Origin of the sequence: Bacteroides sp. 1001136B_160425_E2 (assembly GCF_015559655.1) — a bacterium.
Taxonomy (GTDB): Bacteria; Bacteroidota; Bacteroidia; order Bacteroidales; family Bacteroidaceae; genus Bacteroides; species Bacteroides luhongzhouii.
Map to the genome: position 1 here is coordinate 210,067 of NZ_JADMQH010000003.1, position 11,569 is coordinate 221,635.

At 44.2% G+C, this 11,569-nt stretch carries 4 protein-coding genes; all 4 read right to left on the reverse strand.

Annotation, left to right across the window (positions count from 1 at the left end):
* Positions 1-9: 9 nt before the first annotated feature.
* The 4 genes from I2I04_RS04125 to I2I04_RS04140 all read right to left on the reverse strand — a co-directional run bounded on the left by I2I04_RS04125 (position 10) and on the right by I2I04_RS04140 (position 11,482).
* A complete protein-coding gene (locus I2I04_RS04125) occupies positions 10-3,198 on the reverse strand; it encodes a SusC/RagA family TonB-linked outer membrane protein (RefSeq protein WP_195654385.1) in 3,189 nt (1,062 codons plus the stop codon).
* A gap of 20 nt (positions 3,199-3,218) precedes the next feature.
* Positions 3,219-4,034, reverse strand: coding sequence for a family 16 glycosylhydrolase (locus tag I2I04_RS04130; protein WP_195470384.1), 816 nt, complete (start codon positions 4,032-4,034; stop codon positions 3,219-3,221).
* Between the two features lie 525 nt (positions 4,035-4,559).
* Entirely contained in the window at positions 4,560-8,531 is a 3,972-nt protein-coding gene (locus I2I04_RS04135; RefSeq protein ID WP_195654386.1) for a hybrid sensor histidine kinase/response regulator transcription factor, read from the reverse strand.
* A 95-nt stretch (positions 8,532-8,626) separates the two neighbouring features.
* Positions 8,627-11,482 (reverse strand): hypothetical protein, encoded by a 2,856-nt coding sequence (locus tag I2I04_RS04140; RefSeq protein ID WP_195654387.1) that lies wholly within the window; start codon positions 11,480-11,482, stop codon positions 8,627-8,629.
* Positions 11,483-11,569: the final 87 nt, after the last annotated feature.

An 11,569-nucleotide genomic window follows, 5' to 3' on the forward strand; every position in this document is an offset into this window, starting at 1 on the left:
TATATCTTTTTAGAATTTCACATTTACGTTAAAACCATAGCTTCTGCGTGAAGGCAACGAACCGTATTCAAGTCCCATACCGGTGGTATTGTTGTAGTTGGAATCCGGGTCGATATTCGGGATATTCTTCCATACGATGAACGGATTACGCGCAACGAACGAAACAGTCAGTCCGCTTACTACATTCTTTAGCCAGGATTTGGGTACATTATAGCTCAACGTCAGTTCACGGCATTTCACGTATGAGTTGTCATAAACAAACATAGAAGGTGCATTTCGGCAAACGCTCATCCAGTAGTCTTCCGGATTGATGTAGATGTCGTTGGGGCGATAAGTTCCATCACCGTTGTCGATGACACCCGGAGCAACGAATCCACCTGTCGGCTTCCAGTTATCGGATCCTTTTGCAATGCCGGCCGCTAATCTTTCTTCTTCCGAGCGATACCAGGCGTCGCGTCCTGCTAGTGTCTCGGGACTTTTACCCGATTCGTGGGCGGCACGGGCAGACATAGAATAGAGGTCGGCGCCTACTTTCACGTCGAATACCGCCACCAGTGAGAGATTCTTGTAAGTAAAGTTGGTGAGCAATCCACCTGTCCAGTCCCAGGAAGCATTACCCAATACGTGGTTGCTCTTGTCATATTGCGGCAGGCCGGTTTGCGGGTCAATCAGAATATCTCCTTTTTCATTTCGTTGGAAGTCCGGACCCACAATAGAACCAAAGTTTTCACCTACCTTAGCGGCTATCTGAACGTCGAGCCAAGTCGCCTTTTCCAGTTCAAACATATCCGATTCACCATCCAGTTCTTTTACCTTGTTGCTGTTCTTGGAGAAGTTCAGATTAATATCCCAAGAGAAATCGCGTGTTTGAATCGGTCGTGTGCTGAGGGCAATCTCAATACCTTTGTTTTCTATCTTGCCGGCATTGATCAAGCGATAGTTATAACCGGTTGTCCAGGAACTTGCCATTCCCATAATCTGGTTTTTACTGATTTGAGAATAGTAGGTGAAATCCAGCCCGATGCGGTTCTTCAGGAACTTCAATTCCAATCCCATTTCCACGGAGTTTGTCTTGGTTGGTTTCAAGTCTTTGTTGGGGATGGTTCCGTTATCGATATATCCGATGGTATATCCGGGATAAGCATATTTGGATTTTGTATAGACAAGTCCCAATTGATAAGGGTCGGTATCGCTACCCACTTGTGCCCATGACATACGTAATTTTCCGTAAGGCAGGAGGTCACCCAGTTTTGTCAGTTCGGAGAACACAAAGCTACCGGAGAAAGAAGGATACATATACATGTTGTTGCCAATAGGAAGAGTAGATGATTGGTCGCCACGCAACGTAGCATCGAGGTAAAGCATGTGTTTCCATCCCACATTCACTGCTCCGTAGACCGAATTAATCTGCTTGCGGTAACTGCCGGGCACTACACTGATCTCGTTGAAGCTCGTCAATGAAGGGACATCGCGTATCTTCATGTCTTGAGCGGTGGTAACAGTGGTCTGGTTGTTTACCTTATATATATTGCCGCCTAACGTAGCGTTGAAATCGAAATCACCCCAATGGTTGTTGTAGAGAGCCAACACTTCAAAGTTGTACATGCGGTTGCGGAAAGCGCTGTTTTGAAGTCTTCCGGCTTCGAATCCGGGAGTGGTAGGCGCTTTGTAATCATCGAATGTGAACCAGTTGAGTTCGGCACCCAGTGTTGCTTGAAGTTTCAGATGTTGGTCGACGTTCCATACGGCCTTGCCATTCATGCGGAACAAATCTTTCTTGGATTTATTGAAATTCTTATAGATATCCCAATACGGATTCACATTGTAGGGATCCATACCGTTCCAGTTGGAATATTCGCCGTCGGCAGTCTGATAGGTTTGCAGCCATTCCTGATCGTAGGTGCTGGCGAGAGTCATCAGGTTTTTACCGATATTGGACTTGCTGTCGCCCAGAGCCGGACGGTTCTTTACGTCCTCCCGTGTATAGTTGACGCTGAAATCCAAGTCTACCTTTCCCGCAGACGTATTGGCACGCAGGTTGAAAATGTCACGGCTCATGTGTGTCTGGGGAACAATATCTTTATTGCGCATGTCCGTATAGGTGAAGCGAATGCCGGTTTTTCCGCTGTTCACACCTATGATGGCGGAGTTGGTAGCGGTGATACCTGTACGGAAGAAGTTGGACGTATTGTCGGGGACAATCAGGAAAGGACGTTCCACGCCGTCGAAATACTTCAGCATGTTTGAACCGTCCGCTTTGGGGCCCCAACTCTTGTTCGTGTTGGATATGGCATCATAGCTATAAGTACCGTTGCTTCCCATACCGTATATCTGTTGCACTTCGTCCCATTTGGCGAGTTGGGTGTCGAAAGTCAGCGTTCCGTTATATTCCACGCTGATTTTATCTTTGTTGGCTCGCTTGGTTGTAATCAAGATAACACCATGGCTGGCACGGCTGCCATAAAGCGCGGACGCTGCAGGACCTTTTAATACCGACATGTTTTCTACGTCATCGGCATTGATGCTCGAAATACCATCGCCCAAGTCGAAGCCTCCGTTTGTACCGGCACTACCGAAATTGGTGTTGTCCAAAGGTACACCGTCCACTACATAAAGAGGCTGGTTATTGCCGGTCATTTCGGTACTGCCTCGCAGAATGACACGTGTAGAACCGGAAGGACCACCGGCAGTTTGGCTGACTACCAAGCCCGGCACACGTCCTGCCATGGAGTTGATGAGATTCGTTTCTTTGGCTTTGGTCAAAGCTTCGCCTTTCACTTCATCAATGCCGTAACCCAACGCTTTGCGCTCTCTTTTAATGCCAAGGGCGGTAACCACCACTTCATCCAATGCTTTGGCATCCTCTTTCAAGGTGATGTTCAAAGGGCCTCTTCCCGCTTTCACCTCTTCGGATTTATAACCCACGTAGCTGACAACGAGCGTAGCTCCGGCTTTTACATTCAAACTGAAATTTCCATCCAGATCGGTAATGGTTCCGTTGGCAGTTCCTTTCTCCACTACGGAAGCCCCAATGATGGGACCGGTGGCATCGCTCACTTTTCCGGTTACCTTGTTGCTTTGTTGTTGAACAGCCTGGGAACTTGGTTCCGTTGCTGCATACACTTGCTGGAAACTTCCCGCCATCCAAAGGGAGAGTGTTCCGCAAAACAGTAGATACTTACATTTTTTCATATTCATAGCATATATATTTAAGATTCCTATAATATTTTCACCCAGTCGATGTACATATTCACTTTCTGGCCGTCTCTCAGTCCCGTCAGTTTATTAATGTCGGTAATCCCTGTAAACGCACCTCCCACGGCGAGGTTGAACAGAATGTAGAAGTTGTCATGAAAGTATGTGTTCGAGCTAATGTCGAACGTATGAAACTTGACGTTGTCGACGGATATTGTCAGGCTGTTTTCATCCCAATCCAGAGAGTAGGTGTGATAATTGCCGTCTTGCAGGCTGTTGGCAACATTGGCTTTGTAGTATTGCTGTTCGTGAGCCGCTGCGCTAGGGCCATAGTGAATGGCGGTGTTCACCTGTTTTTCCGAATCGCCCGCAGCCATTCCGCTTTGTTCTCCCATTTCCATAATGTCGATTTCTCCGCATGCCGGCCATTCTTTGTCGTTATCTCCCATCATCCAGAACGCAGGCCACAGTCCGCCGTTAGTCTTGGGAAGCTTGATACTTGCTTCTATCTTGCGATACTTGAAACTCTTTTTCCCTTTTGAATTGATCCTGCCGGAGTAGATTTTATTCCCTTTGCGTTCAGCGGTAAGAATCAGAACCGATTTATCCCCGTCCTTTCCAACCGATACATGAGCGGCATCGTATGCCTGTAGCTCTTGATTGGTCCAACCGGGTTCATGAGTTTCTTTCGTCCATACTTTTTCGTCGAAAAAGTTGAAATCGTCTTTAAAAAGAATGTCTTGTGGATTTTCCTCCGGTTCCGTTCCAACAGAATCCGACGAACAGGATTGTTGCGCGAAGCAAACGGATAAAAATAGGAATAGTGCTACTTTTTTCATCGTTTTAGCATTTTAAAGGTTAAACGTAATATGTGCTTTATACTTGTAAAGCTTGGTGCAAAGATGCTAATATCCGGCTGAAACGATGGTCAGATTGCTGACATATTAGGTTTGATTGCTGACAAATCAGCTGATTTTTATCGAACGGACGTTATCTTACCCATTCTTTTTCGAAGATTGTTGCTGTACGGAATGATCCCAAGATACTATTGCTGACAATAACTCGTCAATATGCAGTTTTTATTTCTTTCTCTTGCTTATATTATTTTTTCAATTGCCTAAGGAGTTTTCGTTTGACAGTTGTTGAACGAACGCTTGACATATGTTGAACTATCGCTTGACTATAGTCAAACGAAAACTCCTTAGGCAATGAAATAACTATCAATAGGTAAACGATTGCTTAAAAATAACTAATAAAATCATTAGTGGCAATTGATTCCAAACCATGCGGTTTTTAGTTAGGAATTTAATTCAGACATAAGAACAAATGATCGTTTAGCTCATTTCTATACCTTTAATACTTGTCTATTTACCACTATATTTACTCGGCTGCATCCCGAATTGTTTCTTGAACAATGAACTGAAATACTTCGTGTTGACAAATCCGGTTTCGGCGGCGACATCGGTTACGCTTTTACCTTCTTTCAGCAGCTCGGCAGCTTTCTGAAGCCGGATGATACGGATAAACTCTTGCGGTCCTTTTCCTGTCAGTGATTTAAGACGACTGTAGAATAGTGTCCGGCTCATTGCCATTTCATGACATAAGAGGTTGATGTTGAAATCGGGTTCATCCAAATGATCAAGAACAAACTGTGTGGCTTGCATGATGAACCGACGGTCGCCCTCGGCCATTGTTTCGTTTGCTGTCGTAATGCTTTTGTTGTCGATGCTTTCGTGGCTTTCATTGCTTTCGTTGTTGTCACGTTTGCCACCCGCCTCTACTTGAGCGATAGCTTGCCGCATGAAAAACTGCCGTTGTCTGTTTCGGTTATCAATCAATCCTTGCACTTTCAATTTCAGTATCTCGGTACTGAATGGCTTGGGAATGTAATCATCGGCGCCTTTCTTCAATCCTTCCACTATTGCTTCATGGTTAGCCTTTGCCGTCAGTAGAACAACGGGAATACCCGATGTGGCAGGATTCTCCTTGATCAGTTTGCAAAGCTCGTCACCCCGTATGCCGGGCATCATGACATCGGAGAGGATGATGTCCGGATATTCATTGGCGAGGCAGGCGAGAGCTTCGTGTCCGTTGGCGACATCAATCACCCGATAGAGGTGTTCAAAGGTCTGGCGGAGGTAGTGGCGGAGAGTTTCATGGTCTTCTACAATGAGCAACGTATTCCGGTCATCCGGATCTTTCATCTTGTCCGTTTCGGGGCTATTCTTATCCGATGTGCCGGCAAGGTGTTCGAGGGATGGTTCGTGCGACACCGATTCGGCTACGGCGGTAGTTCGCGGCAATGTTACGGTGAAAGTAGTTCCTTTTCCCTCTTCCGAACAGAAAGTGATTTTTCCATGCAGCGTCTTTACAATGCGTTGCACCTGCAACAGTCCGAATCCGGTTCCTTCTTCCTGTGACTGCCGGGCATTCTCGGCTCTGTAAATGTCGGAGAAGATATGCTTTTTCGCTTTCTCCGGTATACCTATTCCGTTATCTTTCAACGACAGGATGGCTTTGCGTTTCGTAGCCTTCAAATCCAGGCTGATTTCTCCCTGGGGCATTGTGTATTTGCAGGCATTGGAAAGAAGATTGTCGAGTAACATCTCTATCAGATGTTTGTCTGCCGAAACGAAAACGGATTCATCGGGTTGGGTGAGATTCAGTGTCAACTGTTTCTTCTCGCAAAAAGACCGGAAGACGGAAACTTCTTTCAGTAAAACTTCATTCAGACAGAGCGGAACCGATGAAGAGGATTGCTTGTGGGCGTCTACTTTTTCAAATTCGAGCAACTGTGTGATGAGTGAATGGAGCTTCCGGGTACTTTCATGGGCCAGGTTCAGGTAATAACGGGCTTTATCCGAGAGATCTTGTTCCCGGCTCAAATCTTCCAGCGGCGCCATGATAAGCGTCACCGGCGTGCGGATGTCGTGCGCCGTGTCGATGAAGAAACGTATTTTGTCTTCGTCGTATTTCTTTTGGAGTTGGTTGCTCTTATATCGCAGAATGAAATAGAAAACGAAGCCTATTATAAATAGGTAAATAGTCCAAGCCCACCACGAGTTCCACCATGGCTGGCTCACTTCCACTTTTAAGGCACTCTCGGAGATGGTCTTTCCGTCGCTGCGCCGTAGGCTGCGCACTTTGAAAAGATAAGTGCCCGGTGATACCTTAGTGTAGGATGCCTTCCCCTCGGCGGACGGTATGCTCCAGTCATTGTCATACCCCTCTAAAATATGCTGATAGACAATGTCGCGCTGGAAACGATAATTGATAGATTCAAAAGAAACTGTAAACGAGTTGTACTTATAGCCGAGCCGTACTGCATGGTCGACAAGCATATCGTGAATGGTGGGTCTCAATGATTCTTCTTCCTTGGCGTTTTGATAATCCACTGTTAGTCCTGTGAAACGCAGGAGAGTCCGGTAGTCTACAGTTGAAATATCGAGTGGCATGATAAAGACGGCACCGTCCGTGCTGCCATACACAAATTCGCCGTTCATCAACCGGGCAAATGAAGACTTGTTATATTCCTTGTCTATATTGCCTGCATAGTTGAGGTTCGAAACGCGCAGGCTGTCTATCAAGGCAATTCCTTTTCCGGTGCTGACCCACAGGCGTTTTTTGTCATCTCGCTGCAAACTATATATATCGTTGGACGGCAATCCCTCTTGAACAGTGAAAGTCTTTACCGTCCGGTTTTTCATGTCATACAGATTCAATCCTCCCCCTTCGGTTCCCAGCCACACGGTTCCGTCGTCGTTGAACAACATAGAGATGATATAAGCACTGACATTCTGATTGTGAAATTCCTGGGAATTGGCATAGTGCTGTATATTTCCTGTGTGTTTGTTCACCAGAAAGAAACCGTTGACGGTAGCCACTGCTACCCGGTTCCGGTCGATGGGTTCAATGGACTGTACCCAATTCACGTCAAACGACCGTCTGCTGCCTTTTTCTTTTTCAAACATGATCAGGCATCCGTCCAGACCGCCTATCCATAAGTCTCCCTCCATGTCTTTCCTGACGGAGAAGATATAATTGGTAGTAAGTTGCCCTTGTTGCTTGGTGAGATGGCGCAACACGCGTCCGTCGTTATTCAACAGATACACCCCGTCTCCGTACGTTCCTACCCATACGTTCCCATTTCCGGATGTGCAAAGAGAAATGGTTACGATTTCTTTCAGCACGTGTTTCCAAGTGCCTGACAGGGTGTTTCGGATGCTGATTCCATCATCAGTAGCGAACCATTGGTTGCCATCCGAGTTTTCTTCGATATCATTGACGTTGTTGCTGACAAGAGAATGGGTGTTTCCTTTTTCGTGCGCTAATATCGAAATGGGATGTTTCAGTAGGATAGCTACGGATACGCCTCCCGTATAACTGCCTATCCAGATGTTGCCCTGATCATCTCTGGTTACGGCATATACGCCGTTTCCTCGCAGGTAAGTATCTGTGTCATCTTTGGTATTCATCAATAAACGGGCTTTCTTGGTGTCTTTGTCTATCGCATACACACCGCCACCGTCTACGCCTATGAGTATGGTGTGTACATCGTAGTCTGTAATTGCCCGTATCGGATGAAGGAACGTACTCCCTTGTCCCTCCAGCGCAAGCATTTTGGAAGTGTTGAGGTTCATCACAGACAAACCGCTGCCAAATGTGCCTATCCAGAGTTCTTTTTTCGTTTTGTCGCAGAACAATGTCTGTACATTCCACCCTTCCAGCAATTGGTGTTTTCTATCCGGCTGGGCGTGTGAAAGTTGCCAGACTCCGTTAGAAGTACCCACATAGAGCGATTCGCCGGCAAATGCGATGTCGTTGACATATTGTCCTTTGAGCACGGCAACTATACGGTTGTCCGCTTCCTGCTTGTATAGTCCTTTATCCGATCCCATCCACCAGATTCCGTCATCATCCAAACAAAGTTTGTTCAAGATGACTTCTTCCTGAATCAATAGCCCCAGATGTAGGACTTGCTCAAAATGATCGTGAATGGTGGAGTATCGGTAGATTCGTCCGGTGTGGTCGTAGGCAAACAGTCCTTGCCGTGCGTCGTACAATAAGTAAAGCCTGCGTCCGGCAAGATCGCCATAATAGAAATTTCCCGGTAGATCATAGTTCTTTACTGTATGACCGTTGTATCTGTCTATCCCGGTTTTTGTAGCAATCCACATGGCACCGTCTCCGTCCTCGACAATCGAAAAAACACGTTGGCTACTAAGACCTTCCGCATAGCCTACCTGTCTGACATCGAACATCCGGCTGGTCAGTTCGGCTTTGACAGCCATACTTATCGTTAGTAGTATGGTGATAACGAGATTAAAACGAACCATATTCTTTTAATTGTTGATATCACAAAGATAAAGTTTCTTTAGAAAATCCCAACAAAATAGGGGCGTGAAATTAAAAGGAATATTCAGTAAATGTCCTATGTAAAGTCAATCAGAAAATCAACAAGATTAATATTCCCGGGAATGGCAAGCTTCTTTCTTATTCGGTAACGTGCTGTTTCTACCCCGCGAATAGTAAGATTGGTGAATTGTGCAATGTCTTTAGTCGATAGATTTAGCCGTAACAGTGCACAAAATCTCAAGTCACTGGCAGTGAGGCTGGGATATTGTTTACGCAGGTTACGGAAGAAATTCTTATGGATCATATCAAAGTTCTTGTGGTAAATATCCCAGAATTCTTTCTCATTCAGGTTTCCATTAATCTGCTTCAGTATGGTGTCTATATCATGTTGATTGATAATTCCCTTATGTTCTTGTTCGGACATAACCTCTTTCAAGCTTTCAACCGCTTTACGTTGGACTACGGCATCAAGAGCCAGGCTGGCTAACTCCTTACTTTTGACCTGCAATTCAGCTTCAAGTAATTGTTCGCGTTGTTGCGCAATGATATGTTCCTGCTCCAACATCTTGAAGTCCTGTTTCATTTTCTCTTTCTCAAACTCCCTATTACGTTTTCTTAGCATTTTGGCAGCATGCCAGCGAGAGTATAAATATACTATTACACTCGCAAGAAGCACATATATTATCCAAGCATATATGGACAGATAAAATGGGCGTGGTTTATTGAAATAATATTCTACGGAACTAAGTACCTGACCATCGACATTTTTCACTGAAGCCGTAAAATGATAATCTCCATACCCTAAGCTACCAAATGTGACTACCGGATCGGCTGATTCTGACATCAGATCCAAGCTACTTCCCGTGAGGTGATAACAAAAACGGAGAGGTTCGTAGTTAAAATTAGGATAAGACAAATGGAAAGTTATATCCCCCCATATTTTCTTGTTGTCTTTCTTTTCGGCAGATACAGGCATTAGATGCAATTGATAATTCTGCGACAAAGAAGTAGCTTTTCTAATGAGTAAAGAATTCCTTTGCAGCAAAGTGTCTTTTTTCAGATTCATATCCAAACGCCCTATACCATTGTTGAGACAGAAATAAGTAATGTTATTGTTTACATATACATTATTATTGTTTTCATTGCATTCAAGTCCGAAAAAAGAGGAAGGTATGAAGCGTTCCATCCTGAAGTTGTCATTATCATATCTTATCAGGGTGTATCCTCGATAGTCGGTGAGCCAATAGAGGTTATCATCTACGGGTATAGCCATATTAATCCCGTTTTTGAGAATAGAGTTAAGTTGTACGAAAGGTATGATACGCTGGTTAATATCATCATAAGTATACGTTCTTTTGCTGTCCGATAATACCACTCTTCCACGTATCTTCATAACATGCATCAGGCTTGCATTATTCTCTTCGTCTGACAATGATTTGATATAAGTATACTTCTCCACCTTTTTTAAATCTCTTGAGAGTTCTATTTTGTAGATGCCGAGGCTCATATGTGCCGCCCAGATATTACCGCTATAATCCACTTCGAACTGACGTACTGGATTCCAGAAACCGTCAATCGAATTAGAGAAACTCCATTTGCCATTATGCTTGCGATAGACTCGGAGGTTATAATAGGAAGATTCAAGGAGCACTTCTTGTCCGTTAATGATGCATTTACGCAGACACGTGCTACTGGTTTCTGTTTCCGGAATGTTACTCGCTGCAGTTCCTGTTATGATTTTGGTACCGAAGTTGTTTCCCAACAAGATTTGTGAATCAAATGTGCTGATATGCCAGTTTTGTCCTTCTGTGCCTTGAATAGGAACAACAGTTTTGTTTATGAAAGAATATAGCCAGGCAGACTGGTTAGTAGCAATATATAAGTTATTGTTAAAGACATTGACTCCGTATACCATTCCGAATGACTGTGAGTCGCGGTCGGGTATTAAAATGGAATAAGGCGAGCCGGTATGAATTAATGCTACACCGATATCAAGTGCAGCCCATACATTATTATCCCGATCGCAGAAAAGTCGTAATACGGAATTGTTATATAAACGATTTTCCATATCATAATGCCACTTCTCTTTACCTTCTTTATCAATGGCATAGATACCGTTACGGATTGTTCCAAGTACAATTGTCGAATCTGACGGGATCATTGTGGCACGATTCATCTGCTGGCTTTTTAATTCTTGGTCGATGGCTGTAGGACGGGGGGAGAGGGTTGTCCCGTCGTAGTCGAAGAGTCCGTTCCACTCGGTGCATAGAATCATTTTGCCTCCTGACGTAGGAATGAGTGCAACTACGGAATCATCTTTCAATGCTTTACGTTCAATCAGTAGTTTATATTCATCATTTTCGAGGAGATAAAAATCACCGTTAACCATCTGTACGTAGATTCGTTCATGTGCTTTGTGAAAATACAGTGGCAGGTGTTTGGAATCATAGTGTGCAGTAACTTTATTGCCGTCATATTTAAACCATGAACTGAATGATTGGAAATAAATACATTCCCCTACTTTGAGTATATTCCATATTTCATCGTTGTGTGTCTTGATATTTTCGAGCTGGTTCCATAAAGAAGTGTATTCAAGTATACCAAGGGAGTTACGGCTGAAATAACCGAAGTCCTCGTATGTTCCCACATAAATACGATCACCGTCAATGAGTATGGATCGGACTAGTTGATTGCCGGGCATTTGATATGTACTCCATGTATAACCGTCAAAACATAATAACCCTGTATTATTTCCAATATACATTTCTCCATTTTCTCCTTGGGCTAAAGCCCAGTTTTGCAATCCTGCTTGGTAGTCTTTGGCAGTATAGTTGGTGACAATGGGCATAAAGGTAGATGCGTGACTTATTGCCGGAAATAAGTATCCTTCTGTGAGAATTATAAATAGATATATGAAACCGGTGTACTTCATTGGATTGTTTCTCTCTGTGTTTATAATAAAAATATTTTCAAATATAATACCAAATTATTAATAAATCCCAATTCAGCGAAAAAACAT